The sequence below is a fragment of the Aquimarina macrocephali genome (assembly GCF_051627225.1).
GTDB classification, from domain to species: Bacteria; Bacteroidota; Bacteroidia; order Flavobacteriales; family Flavobacteriaceae; genus Aquimarina; species Aquimarina macrocephali.
Genome location: NZ_CP151795.1, coordinates 1,874,813 through 1,899,268, shown reverse-complemented (window position 1 = coordinate 1,899,268; position 24,456 = coordinate 1,874,813). Strand labels below are relative to the sequence as shown.

Below are 24,456 nucleotides of genomic sequence, written 5' to 3'. Positions count from 1 at the left end.
AGTGGCAAAATATAAACTTAATTTTTTAAAATCAGAAAATAGCACTTATTTCTGTTATTTTTAAAAAAATCCCGATCTTTCTCACATTAATCTGATTTAAGAACAAAACATGTTAGAACTGGCAGGAATAATTATATTGGGGATCTTAGCCCAATGGGTAGCATGGAAATTTAAAATACCCGCAATTTTACCATTAATTTTAATTGGGCTTTTGGTTGGTCCTTTTGCTACTTTATTTACTAGTGATGGCACTAAATTGATACAACCTATCTGGAACGGGAAAGAAGGTCTTTTTCCTGGTGAGAGCTTATTCTATTTTGTTTCTTTAGCCATAAGCATTATTCTTTTCGAAGGTGGTCTTACTCTAAGAAGAAGCGAAATTCTTAATGTTGGTCCTGTGATTATAAAATTAATCACAATTGCCGTTATTGTTACTTTTTTTGGTGCAGGATTAGCAGCACACTACATTTTTGGTTTAAGTTGGCCTATTTCTTTCTTATTTTCTTCATTAATTATTGTAACTGGTCCTACAGTAATAACTCCGATTCTTAGAAATATTCCTCTTAAAAAGGACGTGTCTGCAGTATTAAAATGGGAAGGTATTTTAATTGATCCAATTGGAGCCTTGGTTGCTGTTTTGGTATTTGAATTTATTAGAGTAGGCGGTGGCGAAGAATTTACATTTACAGCTTTGATCGAATTTGGTAAAATTATACTAGTAGGCTTTACGTTTGGCTTTACGTTTGCTCATGCTTTGGCATTTTCTCTTAAGAAAAAAATTATCCCTCATTACTTGCTTAATGTAGTAACTCTTGCATTGGTATTAGGTGTTTTTGTGTTATCTGATGCTTTTGCTCACGAGTCTGGGTTACTTTCTGTAGTGGTTATGGGTATGGTATTAGGAAATATAAACCTTCCTCACATTGATGAAATTTTATACTTTAAAGAATCTCTAAGTGTACTTCTGATCTCAATATTATTTATTCTTCTGGCAGCAAATATCAATATCGAAGATTTACAACTAATCTATAATTGGCAAGCTGCTTTACTTTTTATTATTGTCGTTTTTATAGTAAGGCCTATAGGTGTATTTCTAAGCTCTTTAAACTCAGGACTCAAAACTAACGAAAAGCTTTTTATTAGTTGGGTGGGGCCTCGAGGTATTGTAGCAGCTGGTATTGCATCATTATTCGGATTAAAACTATATAAAGAAGGAGTTCCGGGAGCAGAGTATATTACACCTCTTGTGTTTATGATTGTATTAGGTACTGTTTTACTTAATGCTACTACAGCACGTATTTTTGCCAAATTAGTTGGAGTATTTCTCAAAAAATCTGAAGGTATTTTAATTATAGGCGCCTCCAAAGTTTCCAGATTGATTGCAGTATATATCAAAAACAACAATCGACATGTGGTTTTGGTAGACAGCAATAGAGACAACATTAATAAAGCCAAGGATCTGGGATTAGAAGCGATAGATGGTAATATTTATAGTGATCAGCTCAACGACAATATTGAGTTAAATGATATGGGATACCTAATGGCACTTACGGGCAATAGTGATATAAATAAATATGCAATTAATAAGTTTAAAGATCAATTTGGAGAATATGGGGCTTTTAGATTAATTACTTCTGAAGAAATGGAAGACCCCAAAAATAACCCTCAGGAAGGCCTATTTTCTCATACCGATGACTACTATAAACTTATTGAACTTGCCGAAAAATATCCTGGAATTCAAGAAATAAAGATTAAGGATAAAAAACAATATAAAACGTTGATTGATCTGACTAAAGATGATAAAGACATTATCCCTCTGTTTATAAAAGATACCAATAAAGACATTAGAATTATATCATCATTTAGTAAAGAAATAGAGCAGGTAGAAGAAGGTAGTTTTTTAGCCTATATTGGTAAGCCCATTGATATCGAAGAAGTAAAATAAATTACCATATTCTATATAAGATAGTTACTTGTTACAACCAATTTTATAGATGATGAAACTATGGGATTATATAGCGATATTACCTAGTCCAGTTTAATTTTCTTACTTTTGAGTTTAACTTAACCTAAAAATCAAGAATTAAAATGAAAAAACTTGTGTATGTCGTTGCCTGTATCCTTGCCCTGGGATTTACAGCATGTGGAAGCGATGATGAAGATGTAGATTGTGTTAAAGCTAATGTAGACTTATCAGAAGCTGCCGTAGTATATAGTCAAAACATTGGTTCTACAGAAGCTTGTACTGCATATAAAACAGCAATAGAAACAGTTTTAAATAATGGCTGCGCTGCTGATGATGAAACAATTAAAGTTTATGAAGAGCAATTAAAAATATTAGGAGATTGTAAGTTTGGAGGGCAAACTTGTCTGAATTGTACTAATAACAATATTACTCTGCGGGTATGCAGAGGAGAAAACGGAAATGCTTTTATACAAGAATTTCATCAAGGAGTATTAACTCCTCGAGATACAGGTGTTCCTTTTGAAAAATATGTAGAACTTTCTGATTGTCAATAATCAGATAATATCTTTATAAAAAATAAATAAAAAAGTGATCATTTTTGATCACTTTTTTTGTTTAATAAGATATATATACACAGGAAAATGATCACTGTATCCTCCTGTATATGCACCATTAGTATAGCTACGAAAAGGATACCCTTTATACTTACCTGTTGGTGTAATCAAATATTCTGGATTAAATACTCCAGCTTTATAATACCGATAAGAAGAATAATCCGTGTCTAAAAAGTTTTTAGAAATAATAATTTGATCAAACAGGCTCCATTGATCTCTCCAAGCAAGGGAACCCAAACCTTTTTTAGCCAATTTTGCCATAGGATTGTAAAGCCCTTTAATTTTAATATTTTTTCTATACTGTTTTGCAACCAGTATTTTTTTTACACTAGAGTCATTAGGATTGTCATTAAGGTCACCCATCGTGATAATTTTTGCATATGGATCAACAGCAAATATAGAATCCATTATCTTTTTGTTTAGTGCTGCTGCTTTTTCTCTTTTATATCGACTCCTAGCTTCTCCACCTCTTCTAGATGGCCAATGATTTACAATTATATGTAGTAAATCTCCATCCAGATAACCACTTACCAGTAATTGATCTCTTGTAAACACTCGCTTAGCAGTATTTCTGTCATAAATTACCAACTTATGTTTATTGTAGGTTTTCACCTTAAACAGAGCATTTTGATAGAGTAAAGCCACATCTATCCCTCTTCGATCTGGAGAATCAAAATGAACAATTCCATAGTCCTTTGGCCTAAGATTTGGATCATTGACAAGATCTTCGAGCACTTTTCTATTTTCTATTTCTGCAACTCCCAAAATAGCAGGAGAGTTGGCAGTTAGGTCTTCGCCAATTTCAGAGATTGTTCTGGCCATATTTTTCACCTTATGAGTATACATTTTATAGGTCCAATGGTCCTTTCCTTTAGGAGTTCTGTCATCATCAAAAGTTATAGGATCATCTTCGGGGTCAAAGAGATTTTCAAGATTGTAAAATGCAATGGTATGGATTTTATACTCCTTTGTTTCTTGTGCAAAAACAAAGGAAGTGGTTAATAAAATGAGTGTTACGCAGATACTTTTCAAAAACATAAGCTTGCTTTTTATCATACCTCACAGAGATACTAAATCAAGTTCAGCACAATGTGAGGTTTAGGGTTAATCTTTTAGACAGATATCAAAATCAGGATCTTGGCACCTACTTCGAGACAAATATTGGTTTTTCCAGTTTCGAAAAATGAAACTGGGATATTTTATACTTGCTCATTATTAACATATAACTCGGGAGTATTTTGAGTTATTCAACCCTATATATCACACACTATGAGCCATACTCTTTTTGATTCAAAATATATTATATTGCTAGTGTTCTTTTGTAGTATTGTGGGCATACACGCTCAACAAACCGGGCTAAAAGGAAAAGTTATCGATGCTATTTCTGATGTAAATCTTGAAAAGGTTACAGCATCTATTAAAGAAACAAAGGTTACTGTACTCACTAATTCCTTTGGCGAATTTGATTTTAGAAATACTATGCTTCCTATAGGGGAGCAAGTACTTATACTATCGAAACAAGGATATATAACTAAACGTTTTCCTATTGTAATTAATGAAGGGGATGTCCTGGATCTTAAAAAAATAGACTTACAGTTTGATTTTAATACAGAACAACATATAGGTACGATTAGCCTTTCTGATCATGAATTAGATGAAGATAATGATGTTTCCTTTAGTGTTTCCGGATTACTTCAATCTACCCGAGATGTATTTCTTACTGCTGCAGCATTTGATTTTAGCTCAACTTTTTTTCGCCCAAGAGGTTTAGGAAATGAAAATGGAAAAGTTCTGATCAATGGAGTTGAAATGAACAAATTTTCTAATGGAAGACCACAATGGAGCAATTGGGGAGGGTTAAATGATGTGCAACGCAATCAGGAATTTTCACTAGGGATCTCAGAAAACGACTATACATTTGGAAATCTTTTAGGAACTTCTAACATCATTATGAGGGCTTCTAAATACAGAAAAGGAGGCAAAATATCTTATGCCATTTCTAACCGTAGTTATCAAGGGAGAGTAATAGGAACGTATAATTCTGGGATTACCGCAAGAGGATGGGCATTCTCTGTATCCTTAGCTAGAAGATATGGAAAAGAAGGCTTTGTTGAGGGAACCTTATATGATTCAAATTCATTTTTTATTTCGATTGAAAAGAAATTAGGGAGAAAACACAGTCTAAACCTAACAGGTTTTTATACTCCAAATCGTAGAGGGAGGTCTACAGCGATTACCGATGAAGTATTTAATCTTAAAGGAAATAAATATAACCCTAACTGGGGGTATCTAGACGGAAAAATAAGGAACTCCAGAGAGCGGAAAATAGAGGAGCCAGTCTTTATGATAAATCATTATTGGAATATATCAAAAAACTCTCGTTTACAGACGAATATAGCATTTCAGACCGGTAAAATTGCAAATAGTAGAATAGATAATGGAGGCAGTGATTTAATAATAGGTCCAAACGGGCAACAAACTTATATTGGAGGAGGCAGAAGTGCAGACACCAATCCTGTGCACCCGGATAATATGCCAAGTTCTTTTTTAGAAAATCCTGACCCAACTCCTCTGGAGTATCAAAATGCATTTTTGGCGCAACAAAGTCTTATCAACAATGGACAATTAAACTGGGCTGATTTGTTACAAACCAATCAACAAAATGCGCAAAAAGGTAATAATTCAACATATATTTTATACGAGGATAGAACAGATGATACCCAGTTGAGTGGTAATATGATACTAAATAGTCAGCTCAATCAACACATTACATTAAATGCAGCAATCGGGTACAAGAATTTAAAGAGCCAAAATTTTGCTGAGGTAACCGATCTTTTGGGTGGTACTGGTTTTCTGGATATTGACGTATTTGCTTTATCTTCGATAGAATTAACTCCTTCTGAATTATCCAATAGAGCACAGAGTGATTTACGTAACCCTAACCGTATTGTAGGAGTAGGAGATCGGTATGATTATAACTATGAGATTGAGGCCTCTGCAATTAAGGGATTTCTTCAAGGGCAATTTAAGTTGAAAAGAGTTAACTTCTTTTTGGGAGGAACATTTTCACAAACCTCCTATCAAAGAAATGGTTTGTTTGAAAATGGATACTTTCCAGGGAATGCTTCTTATGGAAAAAGCGAAGCTTTGAACTTTATAAATTATGGAATAAAGGCAGGAACTACTCTTACTGTCAATGGACATCATTTTATAAAAATACAAGGCGCTTATTTCAATAAAGCACCTACAATTCGTAATACTTTTGCAAATGCAAGACAGAATAATAGTACTGTAGCAGAATTATTAGGTGAATCTCAGGAAAGTGAAAAAATTCAATCTGTAGATGGTAGTTATATACTTCGTTCTTCAAAAATAAAAGCAAGATTAACAGGGTATTACACCAAGGTTATGGATGCTACCAATATTTCTTTCTTTTTTACCGAAGCTATCTCAGGATCAGATGTAGGGTTTGTTCAGGAAATACTTACCAATATTGATAAACGATACATTGGTGGAGAATTTGGAATTGAATATCAAATTACCCCGACTATCAAGATTAAAGGAGCTGCTGCTGTTGGTAGCTTTGTATATGATAATGATCCAGACTTAGTCTTAACTAGCACTAGTGAAGCATTTTCAGACATTCAAGGGGTACGAAGTTTCGGAAAATCAGCATTGGAGGGGTATCACATTTCAGGAGGACCTCAACGCGCAGGGCAATTAGGTTTTGAATATCGTGACCCAGATTTTTGGTGGTTTGGGGCTACTACAAATTATTTTTCTAATGCGTATATCAATATAAGTCCTTTTGCAAGAACCACGAATTTTTATCAAGATACTGATGGATTACCTTTTAATGATTATGACGAAAATATTGCAAAGCATCTTTTACAACAGGAGCAGTTTAAGGATTATTTTCTTGTAAATGCTATTGGTGGAAAATCCTGGAGAATCAAGAAGTACTACATTGGTTTTTTTGCCTCTATAAATAATATTCTTGATCAAGAATATAGAACAGGAGGATTTGAGCAGGCTAGGAGTGCGAATTACAGATTGGCTTTAGAAGAATCACAACGTGATACTCCCGTTTTTGGATCAAAATATTTTTACGGGTTTGGTACTTCCTACTATCTCAATGTCTATGTAAGATTTTAGTTTCAGATCTCACTATAAAAACAATAAATACAACAAAAATATCGTACAAAAATGAACACAAAGAAATGTTTTTGGATTTTAATTGTATCGTATACAATTATGGCCTGCTCATCAGAAGAAGAATTTAAAATATCTCCGGTTACCATAGATGAACCGCAAATTGTAGGCACACAAATTACAATTGATGCAATACTCGGTATTCTGGGACAAAAACTTATAGAAGATGGAGAAAAAGCCAAAGTAATTTTTGAAGATACCAACAATTTTATACCAGGTTACGTAGTATCCAGTGATAAAGCCAGTAATTTTTTTAAAGAACTTGTGCTTCAGGATAAAAATGCTAACCCTTCTGCAGGAGTTCGGGTATTAATTGATGATAATCCATTATTTACTACTTATGAATTTGGACGTAAAATGTACATTAAGCTAGATGGTTTGTCTCTTGGCATAGAAAACGGGATTCCAACTCTTGGAGTTTCAGAAGGAAATACCATTGGCGCAATTCCCTCTTTTTTTATAGAAAAAACTGTGATAAGATCTACAGAAATAGAGACTATAACTCCGCTAGAAATAACGATTGAAGATTTTACAGATAAACTAGTAAACTTATATATTAAGGTAAATAATATTCAGTTCACCAAAAGTCTTGTTTTAGAAGATAACACTTTTACTTTTGCAGCAGAAAATTATGATAAATTTGATGGAGAACGTATTGTAGAGAGTTGTGCAACAGGAAGAACTACGATAATGAGTACAAGCACTTTTTCAGACTTTAAAGGGGTAAAACTACCAATTCAACAAGGAAGTTTTGAAGGAATATTAACTAAAAACTTTTTAGGAAACAGATATAACTTAGTACTTAATGATCCGCGAGGGTTAGTATTTGATAATGAAACGAGATGTGATCCTATAGTTTTAGAATGTCCAGCAATTTCTACAGGGGCTACGATATTATTTGAAGAAGATTTTAGTGATCTCAAAATTGGTGATTTAGAAGATTCTGGATGGATGAATAGTAATATCACAGGAGGAAAATTAAAGTATAAGATAGGTAACTTTGGTGAAAATCAATATGCACAAATTACTGGGTATAGATCTAAAGAAAGCCTATATGAGGTATGGTTTATTACTCCAGATATTGATGTAAGTACCTCAATAGATGAGGTTTTACATTTTGATCTGCAAGCAGGATATGATAACGGAAATATTCTTGAGGTTTTTGCAACCAATAATTTTACCGGAGACCCAACAACCACATCCTGGATAAAGCTTGATGCTTTGATCCCGAGAGGGCCATTAAATGCTTTTGGTAATGCTACACCAGCAGGACCCATTGGGTTATCCTGTTTAGATGGTACAATTCGTATAGGTTTTCGATATATTGGTGGTGATCCCAGAGCTACTACACGTTACCATATTGATAATATTAGAATTATAGGAGAATAAGGAAAAAGGGTGTTTTATTACAGTAAATTCAAATTGTAAATGGTATTAGTTTAAAAAAGAATATTTCACCAAGGTTAAATCCTTTATTTTTGCAGATTAGTTTAAAAATATAAATTATGGAAAAACTTGGACTTACTAGTGAGAACTGGGATCAATTTGTAAAATGGTTATGGGATTTTATACCGGGCTTAGTTTCGGCTATCATTATTCTTATAGTAGGTATATGGGCTATTAATGTTATAAGTCGTATGCTTCGCAAGTTTTTCAAAAAGAAGGATTATGATGAAACATTAGAAAAATTTCTTTATGATTTTTTGAATTTAGGGCTTAAAGTTCTCCTGGTGGTTTTGGTGGTGACTCAATTAGGGGTACAATCATCGTCATTAGTTGCTATTTTGGGTGCCGCTGGTCTGGCCGTTGGTTTGGCATTACAAGGATCTTTGGCAAATTTTGCAGGCGGGGTATTGATCTTATTTTTTAAACCCTTTAAAATAGGTGATTTTATTGAAGCACAAGGCATACAGGGTACAGTAAAAGAAATCTCAATTTTCACTACAAAATTAAATACTTTTGGTAATCAATTGGCAATTCTCCCCAACGGTAAATTGTCTAATGACAATATCATTAATTACTCTGAAGAAGGTAAAAGACGAGATAATATTACAATTGGAGTATCTTATGATAGTGATATCAAGAAGGCCAAACAAGTACTACTAGACCTTGTAAATGAACAAGATAAAATAGTTCAAGATCCTTTACCGGTGGTAGTGGTGACAGAACTTGGGGATAGCTCGATAACGCTTTCATTACGATATTGGACACTTACTGAAGAATTTTGGGATATACATTTTTATACTCTCGAAGAAGCAAAAAAACGCTTGGAATCAGATGGGATCTCTATTCCTTTTCCTCAAAGAGATATTCATTTATATCAACATGAAAACATAAAATAGAATTTACAAAACTGATATTAGATGTAGAAACCCTAAACCTTATGATTTTTATAGTGTATTTATATTGAACTTCCTGATTAATTTAATGATTTTTGAATTGTTTGCATAGTAGCCATATTATGTATATCTTAATGTTAGTTAATAGGTTACGGTTGTAAAGATTCAATGTTTTTAGAAAATTCCTTATTAAATTAATAGGTATTAAACGATATTAATCTAAATAACATCATTGACTTTCTGCCAAAGACTAATATGAATGTAAAGACAATGAAAAAAACAGTCACTTTAGCGATAATCATAATCATCTTTGCAGGAGTCAATGCTCAAGAATATAGAACCTATAAATCTCTAGAAGAAGCTCTAAAAACTCCGGATCAAGTTTATGAATTAGATTTAAGTAAACGTGAACTCACTAGTCTTTCGAAATCTATCGGAAAACTCACGAATTTAACAACCCTTAATTTAGATAATAATCACCTTAGTAGTCTTCCTGAGTCCATTAGAGAACTAACCAATTTGAGAGAGCTTACTTTAAGGAGAAACAAATTTAGTACTCTTCCCGAATCTATAGGTCAACTCACCAATTTAAGAGAACTTACTTTAAGTTATAATTATCTCTCCAGTCTTCCTAAATCTTTTGAAAATCTTACGAATTTAACAAGGCTTAGCCTGGGAATTAATCGATTTACCAGTCTTCCCGAATCTGTTGGAAAACTCACAAACTTAACGAGACTTGGTATGGATAAGAATCGACTCACCAGTTTTCCAGAATCAATAATAAACCTTACGAATTTAACAAAGCTTTACTTAAATGATAATCGACTCAGTATGCTTCCCAAATCGATTGGGAACCTTACGAATTTGACAGATCTTGGCTTGCATAACAATCACCTTTCTAGTCTTCCCGAATCGATTGGGAACCTCACGAATTTGACAGAGCTCACCCTGGGAAAAAACAGATTGAACACTCTTCCCGAATCGATTGGAAACCTTACGAATTTGACAGAATTTCACTTAGATAATAATCGATTTACCAGTTTTCCAGAATCTATTAATCAACTTATAAGTTTAACATGGCTTGACTTGAGTAACAATCATCTTTCTAATCTTCCAGGATTCATTGGTCAGCTTATGAATTTGACATGGCTCGACTTAAGTAACAATCGCCTTTCTAGTCTTCCAGAATCTATTAGTGAACTCATGAATTTGACAGTGCTTGACTTGGATAACAATCAACTTACAGACCTTCCTAAATCCATAGGAAGTTTTATGAATCTCACGGTATTTAATTTGAGCAATAATAAGCTTAGTAATCTTCCAGAATCTGTAGGGAATTTCACGAATTTGACTAGGTCTAATTTAAGTAATAATCAATTTGCCAACTTTCCAAAAGTCATTGAAAATTTCACGAATTTGATTTTACTAGATTTAAGCAATAATCAACTAAGCAGTCTTCCTGAATCTATAGGGAAGCTTACAAATTTAACTAGGCTTAACTTAAGTAATAATAACCTTAACACTCTCCCAAAATCTATAAGGAATTTCACGAATTTGATTTTACTAGATTTAGATAACAACCAACTCACTTCCCTTCCGGCATCTATTGGGAGTTTCACGAATTTGACAAAACTTAATTTAAATGGAAATAAACTAAGCAGTCTTCCTGAATCTATAGGTAATTTGGTAAATTTGACAGTATTAAAGATTAATAATAATCAACTCAAGAGTCTTCCAAAATCCATCGGTCGGCTTACAAATTTGACAGATCTTTTTTTATACTCTAACAAACTCACCAGACTTCCGCAATCCATCGGTCGACTTACAAATTTGACAGATCTTTTTCTTCAACATAACCAACTTACCAGTCTTCCACAAACCATAGGTCAGCTTACGAGTTTATCAGGACTTTTTTTAAATGCAAATCAACTCATTAGTCTTCCGAAATCTATTGGTGAACTCAAGAATTTAACTTGGCTTATTTTAACTTCTAATAAATTAAATGAATATAAAAAAGAAGAGCTTAAAAAATTAATACCGCATTGTAAAATTGAATTTTGAGATAATTTATCTGTAGTCTTGTTATCACCATTTTATAATAACCATGATTATGTAATTAGGTATCTCATAACAATACTAAGTAATTATAACCTCGGCGTTCTTAGAAATTAAAACAGTAAATTCTAATTTTATAACCGCTTGAATTATATTCAAGTAACCTATTATTTTTTTTCATATTCTTTTGTCATTGGTTTTTAGCGAAGCGTTGTAATTTGCATAAAAAAATTAAAAACAATGGCTAATATAGAAATCCGTCATTTAAAACTTATTGATACTGTTGCTGCCGTAGGAACCTTAAAAAATGCGGCCGAGAAACTTTTTCTTACACAATCGGCATTAAGCCATCAGCTTAAAGAATTAGAATCGCGTCTAGGTACCCAGATTTTTTATAGAGTTAATAATCAATTGGTGTTTACCACCTCGGGGAAAGAGTTACTAGATGCCAGTAAGGAAATACTCGAACGTCTGAAACAGGCAGAAAATAATATTCAGGAAATAAGTCAAGATCATATGAAGAGTTATATTCATGGATATTCTCAAGAAGAGACAATTCGATTAAATGATCAGGCTAATTCTATTGCAGAACTTTTGCATTGGGACTCAAAATGGAAAAAAGGTTCACTAATTCTTGAAGCTGGCTGTGGTGTTGGGGCACAAACCAAAATTATAGCAAAGAACAACTCAGATTCGACTTTTGTTTCTATTGATTTGTCCACTACGTCATTAGAAAAAGCAGAAGCATTAATCAAAGAACACAATATCAAAAATGTAGCGTTTAAGGCTGCCGATTTGTTAAACTTACCTTTCAAAGACGGTCATTTTGATCACATTTTTGTTTGCTTTGTTTTAGAACATATTCCTCATCCAAAAGAAGCTCTACAGGAACTAAAGAGAGTTCTTAAACCGGGAGGGACACTTATGATCATTGAAGGAGACCATGGTTCTACATATTTTTACCCAGATAGTCTATCTGCACAAAAAGTGGTTCAGGCACAAGTAACTTTACAACAACAAAAAGGCGGGAATGCTAATATTGGCAGAGCGCTATATCCATTATTACTTGATTCGGGATTTAAGAACATCACGATTTCTCCAAGACAGGTATACGTTGATGATTCAAAACCCAAATTAGTAGATGGGTTTATTAAAAATACTTTTACGGCTATGGTCAGAGGGATTACAGAAGAAGCACTAGCAAAGAAAATCATTAGCAAAGAAGAAATGAATAGTGGTATTAACGATTTGTATAAGACGGCTGAGGGAGGAGGTACATTTTGTTATACTTTTTTTAAAGGAGTAGCAATTAAAGATTAATGTTTTATATCATCTAACCTTTCATATATTCTGATAGAATTAACAGTAAAGCTATAATCTTTGTGTTAAGTAAGAGTTGAATCTAAAATCCTTCATGATGGGTTTGTTTATATGTTTTACTTCTGCTCTTCTAGACTGGATTATAGCTTGTTGTTGTATGATTTTGAGCACTTTTGTTAGTGTGAAGCTATGTAACCACTAGTAAAATCAGGCTATAACAGAATTATAAAACAATTGCCTTATTACAGCGTTTTATAGACTGTACAAACTAAAAATGTTGTATTATGAAAACTTTTAAAAAGTGTTTATTAGTAGTAGTATTAGTATTTGCAGTATTGGCCTGTGGTGAAAAGAAAAAAGAGGCTGAAGCTACAGAGAAATCAAAAAAGACTGCGATAGTCGCTAAAAAGACTCAAAAAAAGATAGTTACTAAAACGCTATCTAAAAAAGAGCAGCGAAAATTAAGAAGAGAACAACGAAAACGAGAACGCCAAGCAAGAAGAAAAAAGCGCGAACTCGAGAATAACAAAAAGTAAATAGTAAAAAGGCTGAATTATTAAATTCAGCCTTTTTTGATCTATTGTTTTTATACTTCAAAACTATTTTCAGTATAATATATTTAACGCCAGAATATCGGTAGCTGTTAATTCACCATCTGCGGCAGCACTAAAACAGGCTAACATAATAGAATCTGTATATGGAGACCAAGGAGTTCCCGGTATCCAAATAGGTGAGGGCCCGGCAGGCACTGGACCAGTATACCCACAACTCTGAAGATTATACCAATCTTGATGAGCTAGCCCTATAGCATGCCCTATCTCATGAGTCATTACATGCTCTACCACATTAGTGCTGAAACTATTTGTACCTGCATTAATTTGGATATACTTACCTGGTCTACCTGCTGCATTAGGAATTGAAGCAGCTCCACCACCACCAGGTTGGTTATTATTATAAACTACCATATCTGCTGGACCAAAATCAGTACCAAAGGTTAGTCTAAATCGTAGCGAATTACCCAAGCTATTATAGTTATTTACAGCCCATAGTAAAGCGGTTTGCATTTTACTGGTAAGAGCATATCCAGAACCTGTATATCCAAGAATATCAATAACTCTATAAGGTGGTGATACTATGTGTGGAAACCGGAATTGTTTCTGGTTAATTGTTTTAGGTTTTAATTTGCCATAATTTTTTAAATCAAATACTGGGATTAAAATATCTCCTGAAACCAAATATTTTTTTTTGATGCCGTCTAATGTGGTAATATCTTTAATAGTAACATTATCTGTATTTATTAACATATTAGATAACTTCTCAAGTTGTGCTTTTGTAGGTTTTAAAGTTACTTGTTCAGGAGTTTGAGTAGTAAGGTCTTCTTTTTGGCAAGACCAAAAAAACCCTGTAATAATAGCACAAAATGCTAGTAGTCTAAGCTTTTCCATTTTGTTTTAGTTTTAAGAATAATTAGATCATTTAATTTTTGAAATTTGTATGTATTTAATGTAATTAATTAGATAAAGACTTCAGTCTTAATATTACATATTGGGTTGATACGTATTGAGGTTTCTGAAGAGTTGTTCTTTTTTATAATAAACCCCCAGAGCAAAACTCTGGAGATTTATTTTATCTTTCAGAACAATATTATCAGTATAGTATATTTAATGCTGTTTTGTCTGTAGGTGTTAATTCACCATCTTCACCAGCACCAAAACATGCCAACATAATAGAGTCTGCATTAGGAGACCAAGGGGTTCCTGGTATCCAAATAGCAGTAGACTCGGCAGGCAAAGTACCAGTATACCCACAACTTTGACGGTTATACCAGTCTTGATGTCTGAATCCAATGCAGTGCCCAATCTCATGACCGATTACATGTTCATTAACATTAGTACTATATGCATCTGTTCCTGCTCTGATTCTAACCCATTTGTATGGTTTGCCGGCAGGAGTAGGAAACCCTGCAATTCCACCTGCAGCTCCTGCGATTTTATAAACTACGATATCAGCCGCCGCAACATTAGTACCATAACTAAGTGTAAAATTAAGTGTGTTGGGTAACACATTATAGTTGAAAACGGCCCACGATAAAGCTGTTTTCATCTTAGGAGTTAATGCAAAACCACCCCCAGTATACCCAAGAATTTTAATATTTCTATTAGGTGGAGATACCAGGTTCGGTGTTCGGTATTGTTTACTATCATCATCACGAGACTCTAGTTCCGGATATTTGTTTAAATCTGCTATTGGAACTGTAATATCTCCTGAAACCAAGTGTTTGGCAGAAGAACCGTCTAAAAAGGTAAAATCTTCAATCGTAACATTATCAGTATTCACCCCCATATTATGCAACTTCTCGAGTTGCGCTTTTGTGGGCTCTATTTTTACCTGTTCTAGTGCTTCATTTGTAACTTCATCTTTTTGGCAAGACGAAATAAATCCAGCAATAATAGCGCAAAGCGCTAATAATTTCCATTTTTTCATTTTGATTTAGTTTTAAGATTATTAAATAAGTTAGTTTTTGAAGCCTACAAGGATTCATGAGATCATTCTTTTAGAAACATTTACTTTCGGCGCCAGATATATTTTTGTTTCTTACCTATTGGATGGTTTTGTCCTAATGATACTATAATCATTGTGGGATTCTAACCATTAGAGTGGAGTAGTATCAAATGAAGAAATATTTAATCTCTATTGATTTCAATTTTAAAAGTATTCAAATCTATCTATCTATAAAAATAGATAATAGCATTCTTAATCGTTTGAAAATATAATTAATTGATTATTAGATGATTAAACTATTATTCAGGAAAATCACTATATAAAAATGGGTTAATTAACTGTATAGAGACTAGTCATAAACTCTGGATAAAAACAGGTGTTTGGATGTTTTTTTTTGATGAGAACCCGTAATGTTATGTTACTGAAAAACAATGCATTAGATGTGTTTTGAAAAAGAAATAAGTAAATAATAAAAAGGCTGAATTATCTAATTCAGCCTTTTTTAGATCTGGTATTGTTTAAGAGATTATCTAAATAGCCTCCTTCTAATTCAATTATTTTTTAATTATCTTTTTAGTTATATTAAGTTTTCCATTTGTACTAGAAGCATGTACAACATAAAATCCTTTTGGATAACGATTCATATCAATAGATAATTTGGATTGTCCGGCATTGAGTTGTATCGTTTGAGTATATACAGTTTTGCCAGTTACATCAGTAATTATAACATCTACATCTCCTTCAACAAGAGTATTAAAATCTATAGATAATTGATTCTTAAATGGATTTGGGGAAACAAAAACACTTGCTTCTTCTAATCCAAAATCTTCGGTTAGTAATTCACTTTCTAGAGCAGTAGGAGGTTTTGTATTTGCCATAGTATTTTTTGTAGCGATACGCTCACCATTTTCAAGGCATACAATAGCATCTAGATCATAGCCATCTGCAAACCATGGGAAACTAGCTTTATCACTTGTATCTACAACTTTGATATATTTTGCAGAACGTAAGTTACCCGTTGCAAGATCAAATTCTCCATCCTGGCAAGTTGTTCCTAAAGAAACAAACTCAATACCATCTAGAGAAGCAAATACTTCTGCTGATTCTGGATAGTAATTACAAGGGACGTTGTCAAAGAACCCTGTAGATTCGAATACTGCAAATTCATTAGTATCAGCATTATCAAAAATTTCGTTGTTTAGTTCTATGGTGATCGATCCACCAAAACCTAAACTCACAAAATTAAAATATCTTTTTTCTCTAGGAGTTCCTAAGGCACGCTTAGTTTTACTTCTAAGTCGAGGTATTCTTCCTCCATCTTTTCTCTTGCCTTGATCAAAAGCTACCACAGATGCCCCAGAACAATTATTGTTTACAAATTCTGGTTCTAGTAAGAATCGTGCAGAAACGGGTAAGTGATCCGATGTAGTGAATGCGTAATCATTATCATATACGTCGTAATGAACTGTTACAGAATTTTCGATATAAGCTTCATTAAGTTCATTAGTAACCATAATATGATCAATCATATTTTCTCTAAAAACAAATGATCGCAATCCTGCTTCGCTTAACGCAGAAGATACAATCGTGTAATTAGCTGTATCATCTACATATTCCTGAAAACTAGAAATGGTTGATGGGATGTCTGCTACAGTTTCATCTACATCGTCATTATAATCTCCCAAAAGAATAACCTTATTGTTTGCAAAATTAGCATCTAGCGAATCTTTTAATACTTCTACATCATATTTACGCATATCATACCGATTTTGAGGACCATTGCTACTATTTGCTCTGGCATGTAGTGCGATCAAATCAATACGTTCTGTAACTCCGTTAATAGTTATATCTGCAGTCATTAAAAAGGGTAATCTTCCACTAGCGTAGAAACGATCTGTTTCGCTAGGATAATCTACAAGTGCAGATGCATCACCACCATTATATAGCGGGTGAATGGATGTAAACATTGCTCTTGTTTCAACCACAGAAACAGTTTCTGTATTATAAATGAATCCTACTTTTTGTGATACTCCACCAGAATTAGGACGGGAAACAGCATCAGATAAAATATAATCATACCCTGATAACAGGTTTACTAATTCTTCAAATAATACATCATCAGCAATTTCTTCTACGGCATATACATCTGCTTTTAACTTTTTAAGTACTGTAGCCGTGCTATCTCTTTGAATTGCATCAGACATAGGATTTTGACCTACAGGCGAGTTGTTTTCATCACCAAACCATTCGATGTTCCAGGTTACTACATCAAAAGTATCTTCTTTAGGGAACCCTACAGTGTCTCCCGGTGGAATAAATTCTACCGCACAAGGAATATCTGAAACCTGCCTTGGCAGTAACTGGAAGAATTCTCTAAAACGACCTATCACACCAGTGATTTCTGAACAGGTAATGGGTTGTGCTTTACCTACTATAGAAGCTACATCGTTATCAACACGTAGTTCTCCATTTCCGCTAGCATCGGTAAGGGTGAAATTAGAGTTTCCAAATAAAAGATCTCCCGGATTAGGGAATGTAGTATTAAGTACTCGAACCAATTCTCCCGGATGATCTGCAAGCTCTGCAAGTGTAATGTCTAGTGGTGTAATTGGGTTTTGAGGAAGACCGTTATTTACTACATCTGTTACAGAACTAATCTGAATCTGATCATTAAAAGCAGCCCTGATCCCTGTTATGGTAATAGAATCTCCAACTTTTAAAGTAGCATTTGCTTGCACCTGGTCATCAAAAATAGCGATACCACCGGTGGTATCCTGAATAAATGCAGGACCATTAAAACTATCAGTAACAGTTAATACTCCGGTGATAGTAACTGGTGTACCTTCGGCAGTAGCTCTAGCTTCTGCAATGCTTATTGGGTCGCCAGGAATTACTATTACACCATCGTTATCTGCTCCTGGTGTTGGAGCTTTAGCTACATATGAAGCAGTATTTTGAACTCCTCCTTGTCCATTAGGGCTTCGTTGTAAAGATTCTCCATCTTTATTTCCGTTTGTGTTTTCGTTTACCTGTGGCTGATCTGTATTTAGAAGTACTAATAATTCTACATCATCAGCATCATCGGTATCATATACAATGGCATCAATGATATTTTCGGTAGTAACCGCTGTTCCGTTAGGAAAGCTTGTAGCATCACCAAAATACAAGACCACAGCATCTGCACCATTCTGGAACGTATTTCCGGGAACGACAAGGCCTACATTAGCAACATCTGCATTACCAATGACAAAATATCCTTCGGCATTGGTAGTAAAACCATCTAAATCAATGGCATTATAACTGGTATTGTTACTTCCGTTATAATTTACCAATACATAACCATCAAGTGAGGTATTTCCGGTTCCACCATCATATAGTTCCACAAACTCTAAAGCATCAGAGCCTTGAGTATCTGCATCCAGTTCGTTAATAATAAGATTAGCTATCTCTGTTGCATTGGTATTTGCTCCTCCCGGAGTAGGAATTGCTTGTGTATATGTTGAGGTATTTCTTAATCCTCCTGATCCATTAGGGAAACGTTGTAATGAATGGAAATTCTTATCATTTTTCTCGTCTTCATTTACTTGTGGTTCACTACTGTTTAGTAAAACCAATAGTTCTGTATCGTCACTATCATTGGTGTCGTATACAATAGCATCTACCAAATTTTCTGTTGTGATAGCGCTTCCGTTAGGAAAATTAGAAGCTTCAGTTTTATATAGTGCTACAGCATCTGCTCCATTTTGTAGTCCATTACCAGGAAACGTAACCCCGACGTTAGCTACATCTGCATTACCGATAACAAAGTATCCATTAGCATTTGTGGTAGAACCAGTTAAATCATAGGCAGCATAACTCTGATTATTGGATCCGTTAAAGAATACTAAAGTGTGTCCATCCAGAGATGTGTTTCCGGCTCCGCCGTCAAACAGCTCTACAAATTCTAAAATATCAGATCCATCTGTATCTGCGTCAATTTCATTAATTACTATAACGGTTGTAGGATCAACATCATCAATAACTACATTTTCTCGATTAGGAGTATTAACAGCTTCTCCCGGCTCTGCTATAGCTAAGGGGAAGCTTGGTAACCCACTTCCATCAAAATCATTTCTTTTCCAATCGGTGATAGCATCGGTATCTTGACCATTTGGAAACCTCGATGCTCCTCCAACAGTAAATGAGCTTCCATCAAAGGATTGTAGTAAAGTAATATTGGCATAGTTAAGATCAGATGCACCACCATCATTAACTCCAATATCATCAATGCGTTCTTCCCACGGGGTAACATCAAAGATACCATTGTCATCTGTATCTAGGTCTTGCCCTAAACTACCTGTAAAATTCTTTACCAGAAGTAGAGTGACAGTTCCGTTTTCATATACATTACTACCAAAAGCAGTAGTGAAATATCCATTAATATCTGTAGTGCCTAATTGTATTACTTCATCGATAACTCCAGAAGCATTACTATCTCCTTCAATTTCTAGTAACCAATATTCGCTTAAGTCTGTTTCTACACTAGCTAATATTTCTACAAATTCATCAGTATCTGATCCGGTATGATTAAATACAAACTCGTTAATTATTGGTATGATAACTGGTGTTCCTAAAACCTGATTAGTATTTATCGCACCATATGAGTTGGTTGTAGATGTTTCCCAAGTAAATTCTGTAGCAGATGTTCCTGTTCCTGCTAGTTGTAAAGAGGCTCCAACGGGAGTACTGCTAGATTCTGATACACCTATATCGGTACTTGTTAACCCAGATGCGGGTCCATCTGTTGCAGTAATAACACCTTCATAGCTTAAAAACTGGATAACAGTATTATTGTTATCAATTAATGCAATCCCATCTGGTGCACCATTTTGTAATCCATTGGCTGGAAGAATTTCTACTATCGTTCCAAAACCATTTTGCTGATCAGGAATCACTCCCGAAATAGAAATTGTATTATAAACGGCGCTATTAGACCCATTATACAAAACAATATTCCAACCAGAAAGGTCTGTCCCTGCTGTCCCGGCAATTTCGATAGCTTCTTCTATATCTGTGCTTGCATTGTCGTAGTGTATTTCATTAATAAATACGGATTGAGTAAACCCATTCTGAGTCCAAAAAAAGCAGGAGATAACGAATGGAATTAAGAGTAATTTTAATTTCATGACTATTAAATTTTTTGTGTGATTTTTTGCGTAATGCAAGTTAGAGTATTAGAATGATTATTATTGGGCAGATATGTTAAAAAAAGTTTAAGAAAATCAAGTATTTTTTTGTAATCACATATTAATCAATGGTTTGTTAAAGAAGGATATAGTTTTCTTAGTTATAGATTATAATCTAGAATCCAAATGATTTTGATGTAACTGAATAGGTGAAGATTACAAACTATCAATTGAAACATATTTTTGATCAATTCAAAATAGCAGACCATCAACTACGATTGATAAAATAGGATACTTGAGTTTACATTTGTTGAATCAAAGACAAATATTTTTATAATTAAAACTCTTAATGAACAAAATGAAAACAGTAACAAAACTTAAAAAATACATATTCGTAACAATAGGTGTTTTGGTGATTACATCATGTGAAAAAACAGAATCAGATACCGAGATACTAAACATAAAAGAGCAAGAAGGTTTCATGAGTACTACAGGAAATAGTGATGTTACTGTAGCAGATGATCAATCAGGAGTAATAAAACCAATATTTCATATGAGTTTTAGTGCCGAAACGAGTAAAGCAGAAGCCTTAGCCAAATTTGAGAAAAACCTCACAGGACATAAGCAAAAAACAGGATTCTCCTTTTTTTCAGGGTCGATTACAAAAATTCCTTTTAGAATAACGACAATGACTGGCACTAATACACATGAAGGAACGAATGGAGTTGTAAAGATTGATATAGTTTTTAAGACCGATAAAGGAATAATGACCAAAAGGAATTTTGTATTACAGGGAGGGCGAGAACAAGGCAGTATAGACACATACGAACTAGAACTAACGTTACCAAAACCTATTGATATTGAATGGATGGAAATTGAATCGGCTACTATTAAATTACAAGGGACAGACGGGTGGCGTTTTAGATACATTTCTATTTATGGTTACAATGAAGCAACAGAAACAGGTATGCAATTTAATTCTAAAACAGGGTTTAATAAATGGTTAGATTCTACTTGTAATACTTGTTGGGATTCATATACTACTATCTCTGATGATTTTATTGAATCTGGCAGATATTATTTTTAGTCAATTTATAGATAAGTTGAGCAATAAAAAAAGTTTAAAAAATGCAAGTGTTTATGTGTATAAACACGAAAGACATCTGGATAGATATCTATCCAGATGTCTTTATAAAAATGATCTAGAAGGTACAATGTAAGTACTGTGTTTAATTATGTACTAAGATTGTTTTCCATTTTTTACTGTAGTGCGCATTTGTGTTTTTATTATACATCTGAAACCCAATTCTCCAGAAGACATTGTTATTATTTCCATATTTTGGAAATTTGGCTGTTACTGTACTAGGTTGGTTACTGTATGTTTTTTTATGCACCCAAGCACCCCCAGACCATACTTGAAAACGCACTTTGAATCGTCTTGAACTACTCGGAACAGCATTTTGTTCTGCCTGAGTTAAAACATAACTATACGTCTCATTTTCATAAGTATTAATATTTGTAGACCCATAAATCCCAGGTAGCAATCCAGGGAGTATTATCCCCTTAGCATCTTGATTCTCTACAATTTCAACTTCGCTTTTTTCTAATACCAATGTTTCATCGGCTTCAGAAAGATCAGATTTACTGCAGGAAAACATTAAAAGTCCCACACATAAAAAAACTAGATTTTTAAAATTTTGTGTTTTCATATTTAAAATTATTGGTTTATTTGGCGAATATAGACAGTGGTCAAAATAGAAAAGTCCGAATAGCTTGAATTTCAAACTATTCGGACTTTTTTTAGGTCTTTTACCTGTTTTACCAGGGTTAAAACACCTCCTATATATTGTGTCTTAAACGTATATACACAGGAAAATGATCACTGTATCCTCCTTTATATTTTCTTCCTGCATAAGTTCTGAAAGGAGTACCCTTATAGCGACCCTTGTAGATCTTTAGGAAGTCATCATCAAAGATGGCAGCATTAGAAAAACTATGTTTTCCCCCTTCATATTGATGAAAGTTATGGCTAAAGATTATTTGATCAAACAGGTTCCATTGACTTCTGTAACTGGTACTACCTCTGTATCGGGTAAGGAGTCGTTCCATTGGATTAAAAAGATCTTGCTGCACCAAATTTTTTATACTTTCGCTAGAAGGATCATCATTAAAATCTCCCATGATGATAATTTTTGCATTAGGATTTTTATCAGTAATCTGGTTGATAATCTCACGGTTTTTTTCTGCGGCAGTAATGCGCTTATAGGCTGTACTTTCTGCTCCATCTCTTCTTGATGGCCAATGATTTATTAAGATATGAACTTCTTCTTGATTTAAAGCACCGGTTACCCATAGAATATCGCGAGTATAGTCCCGTTCTCCTTTTTCATTATCTACCAAAACAGTAATAGTTTTAGAATTTTTTACTTCAAAATATTGTTTCTGATATAGTAATCCTACATCAATACCTCGTTCATCTGGAGAATCATAATGAACAATACCATACTCTTTTTGTTTTAAATGTTTAGAGTTTATAAGATCTTTGAGAACCGCTTTATTTTCTACTTCTGCAACACCAACCAGGATAGGAGCTCTTCTTGTCTTTGAAAATCCAATATTAGAAATGGCTGTACCAAGCTTGAATATTTTTTTTTCATAACGTTTTTGATTCCATTTTTTTTCAGAATCTGGCAAGAAATCATTGTCTAAGGTTTTCGGGTCATCTTTGGTGTCGAATAAATTCTCCAGGTTATAAAATGCTATGGTAAAGTGATTTGTGCTTTTTTTACTGAAATAAAATTTATTGGCCATGGCATTTAATTTTATAAGAAACCGGCTATAATGTTGGTTCCCGAGTACATAATTGTTGTACTTTTGTACATTTGTTTAAAGGCACAATATAATAAATTAAGATATAGAAGATTAGGTAGCTAATGTTAGAAAGAGAAGAAATAGCATACGAGAAAACAGTTTTGATAGGAATCATAACCAAGAATCAAGATGAAGAGAAGCTTGAAGAGTTTTTGGATGAATTAGAATTTCTTACGTTTACAGCTGGGGGCGAAGTGGTAAAACGATTTACCCAAAAGATGGATATGCCTAATTCTAAAACTTTTATAGGATCAGGAAAAATGGAGGATGTACGAATTTATGTAGAACAACATGATATTGGTACTGTCGTTTTTGATGATGAATTATCCCCAGGTCAACTTCGTAATATAGAGCGTATTCTAAAGGCTAAAATTATAGATCGAACCAATTTAATCCTTGATATTTTTGCCCAACGTGCTCAAACCAGCTATGCCCGTACTCAGGTAGAGTTGGCACAGTATCAATATTTATTACCTAGATTAACAGGCTTGTGGACTCACTTAGAAAGACAACGTGGTGGTATCGGGATGCGAGGTCCGGGAGAAACAGAGATAGAGACAGATCGTCGTATTGTTAGAGACCGAATTTCTTTGCTTAAAAAGAAACTGCTTACCATTGATAAGCAGATGGCGACACAACGTGGTAATCGTGGAAAATTGGTTAGAGTAGCTTTAGTAGGGTATACCAATGTGGGTAAATCTACACTAATGAATGTTATTGCCAAAAGCGAGGTTTTTGCAGAAAACAAACTTTTTGCTACTCTGGACACTACAGTAAGAAAAGTAGTTATTGGCAACCTTCCATTTTTACTTAGTGACACAGTTGGTTTTATTAGAAAACTACCTACTCAACTGGTAGAGAGTTTTAAAAGCACATTAGACGAAGTAAGAGAAGCAGATTTATTATTACATGTAGTAGATATTTCTCATCCACAGTTCGAAGATCATATCGAATCAGTGAATAAGATTCTTGATGAAATTGATTGTAGAGATAAACCCACTATGATGGTTTTTAATAAAATTGATGCTTATCAACATGAGACAATAGATAGTGATGATTTAACTACAGAAAGAACCAAAGCTCATTATACTCTAGAAGAATGGAAACAGACCTGGATGAGTAAAATAGGAGATAACGCCTTGTTTATTTCTGCGATCAAGAAAGAGAATATTGATGACTTTAGAAAACGAGTATATAAAGAAACACGAAATATTCATGTAACTCGTTTCCCTTATAATAACTTTTTATATCCTGAGATTGTCGAAGAATAAGAGCATATTTAATTACAATGAGAACTGAAAATCAGTGGTTTGAGGTTCTGGGTATACTTCAAATCATGAGCATATCGAGATATTAGAATTATTTGAAGTAACCTTAAGGTTCTCAAAATAGTAGTTTTCAGGAAGCAAGGT

The 24,456-nt window shown here is 33.8% G+C and carries 16 protein-coding genes; 10 read left to right on the top strand and 6 right to left on the bottom strand.

The annotated features are described in order from the left end of the window. The first annotated feature begins 109 nt into the window (after positions 1-109). Together AAFU52_RS08525 and AAFU52_RS08520 are read left to right on the top strand one after the other, a co-directional pair. Entirely contained in the window at positions 110-1,945 is a 1,836-nt protein-coding gene (locus AAFU52_RS08525; protein WP_438426121.1) for a cation:proton antiporter, read from the top strand. A 143-nt stretch (positions 1,946-2,088) separates the two neighbouring features. Next, entirely contained in the window at positions 2,089-2,520 is a 432-nt protein-coding gene (locus AAFU52_RS08520; protein WP_024768587.1) for a hypothetical protein, read from the top strand. Between the two features lie 48 nt (positions 2,521-2,568). On the opposite strand, the gene AAFU52_RS08515 is transcribed toward AAFU52_RS08520, so the two are convergent. Continuing rightward, a complete protein-coding gene (locus AAFU52_RS08515; RefSeq protein WP_024768586.1) occupies positions 2,569-3,618 on the bottom strand; it encodes an endonuclease in 1,050 nt (349 codons plus the stop codon). A 231-nt stretch (positions 3,619-3,849) separates the two neighbouring features. On the opposite strand from AAFU52_RS08515, the gene AAFU52_RS08510 reads away from it, so the two are divergent. From AAFU52_RS08510 to AAFU52_RS08485, 6 genes are all read left to right on the top strand, one after another. Next, entirely contained in the window at positions 3,850-6,735 is a 2,886-nt protein-coding gene (locus AAFU52_RS08510; protein ID WP_438426120.1) for a TonB-dependent receptor, read from the top strand. A 51-nt stretch (positions 6,736-6,786) separates the two neighbouring features. Next, positions 6,787-8,181 (top strand): DUF5689 domain-containing protein, encoded by a 1,395-nt coding sequence (locus tag AAFU52_RS08505; protein WP_438426119.1) that lies wholly within the window; start codon positions 6,787-6,789, stop codon positions 8,179-8,181. Between the two features lie 116 nt (positions 8,182-8,297). Further along, positions 8,298-9,134, top strand: a complete 837-nt coding sequence (locus tag AAFU52_RS08500; protein ID WP_024768583.1) for a mechanosensitive ion channel family protein — start codon at positions 8,298-8,300, stop codon at positions 9,132-9,134. Between the two features lie 267 nt (positions 9,135-9,401). Continuing rightward, entirely contained in the window at positions 9,402-11,192 is a 1,791-nt protein-coding gene (locus tag AAFU52_RS08495; protein ID WP_438426118.1) for a leucine-rich repeat domain-containing protein, read from the top strand. A gap of 234 nt (positions 11,193-11,426) precedes the next feature. Further along, entirely contained in the window at positions 11,427-12,506 is a 1,080-nt protein-coding gene (locus tag AAFU52_RS08490; protein WP_438426117.1) for a methyltransferase domain-containing protein, read from the top strand. Positions 12,507-12,790: 284 nt separating this feature from the next. Beyond that, positions 12,791-13,042, top strand: a complete 252-nt coding sequence (locus AAFU52_RS08485) for a hypothetical protein (protein WP_024768580.1) — start codon at positions 12,791-12,793, stop codon at positions 13,040-13,042. 69 nt (positions 13,043-13,111) lie between these two features. On the opposite strand, the gene AAFU52_RS08480 is transcribed toward AAFU52_RS08485, so the two are convergent. The 3 genes from AAFU52_RS08480 to AAFU52_RS08470 form a co-directional block, all read right to left on the bottom strand. Further along, positions 13,112-13,951: a M57 family metalloprotease gene (locus AAFU52_RS08480; protein WP_438426116.1), complete on the bottom strand. Its 840-nt coding sequence runs from the start codon at positions 13,949-13,951 to the stop codon at positions 13,112-13,114. A 202-nt stretch (positions 13,952-14,153) separates the two neighbouring features. Continuing rightward, on the bottom strand, positions 14,154-14,990 hold the full coding sequence (locus AAFU52_RS08475; RefSeq protein WP_024768578.1) for a M57 family metalloprotease: 837 nt from the start codon (positions 14,988-14,990) through the stop codon (positions 14,154-14,156). Positions 14,991-15,562: 572 nt separating this feature from the next. After that, positions 15,563-20,173, bottom strand: coding sequence for a T9SS type A sorting domain-containing protein (locus AAFU52_RS08470; protein ID WP_438426115.1), 4,611 nt, complete (start codon positions 20,171-20,173; stop codon positions 15,563-15,565). A gap of 358 nt (positions 20,174-20,531) precedes the next feature. Between AAFU52_RS08470 and AAFU52_RS08465 the strand changes: the two genes are divergently transcribed. After that, entirely contained in the window at positions 20,532-21,260 is a 729-nt protein-coding gene (locus tag AAFU52_RS08465) for a hypothetical protein (protein ID WP_024768576.1), read from the top strand. A 142-nt stretch (positions 21,261-21,402) separates the two neighbouring features. On the opposite strand, the gene AAFU52_RS08460 is transcribed toward AAFU52_RS08465, so the two are convergent. After that, positions 21,403-21,882: a hypothetical protein gene (locus AAFU52_RS08460; RefSeq protein WP_438426114.1), complete on the bottom strand. Its 480-nt coding sequence runs from the start codon at positions 21,880-21,882 to the stop codon at positions 21,403-21,405. Positions 21,883-22,012: 130 nt separating this feature from the next. Next, positions 22,013-22,984 carry an endonuclease gene (locus AAFU52_RS08455; protein WP_438426113.1) on the bottom strand — a complete coding sequence of 324 codons (972 nt, stop codon included), beginning with the start codon at positions 22,982-22,984 and terminating at the stop codon, positions 22,013-22,015. Positions 22,985-23,106: 122 nt separating this feature from the next. On the opposite strand from AAFU52_RS08455, the gene hflX reads away from it, so the two are divergent. Then, the gene (gene hflX, locus AAFU52_RS08450) at positions 23,107-24,315 is read left to right on the top strand and encodes a GTPase HflX (protein WP_024768573.1); all 1,209 of its coding nucleotides are present in this window, start codon (positions 23,107-23,109) and stop codon (positions 24,313-24,315) included. Positions 24,316-24,456 lie beyond the last annotated feature (141 nt).